The organism is Pseudomonas sp. AC463, assembly GCF_979253585.1.
The window spans coordinates 1-250 of record NZ_CEEDDZ010000951.1; the positions used below are offsets into that span (position 1 = coordinate 1).

Below are 250 nucleotides of genomic sequence, written 5' to 3' on the forward strand. Positions count from 1 at the left end.
GTGTGTTGATGCGTTTTTTCGGCGCCAACATGTTGTACGCCTTCTTCTGCGTCTGCGGTCTGTTCCTGGTCTGGAGAGTGCGCTCGAACATCGTCACGCATCTCCATCAGGTCGATGATGCGCCGCTGCAGCACGTGGCGATGCCTGTGAACATGACCGCTTCACCACTGGTGGCTGCGCTGGATCCACGTGTCGATGAGCAGGTTGTTCAGGATCAGATGCTTGAGCCCGTTGTGACCGATCCTGATGT

The 250-nt window shown here is 56.8% G+C and carries 1 pseudogene; it reads left to right on the forward strand.

Annotation, left to right across the window (positions count from 1 at the left end):
• Positions 1 to 250, forward strand: a pseudogene (locus AC0IYH_RS33050) (MFS transporter); the annotation flags it as partial.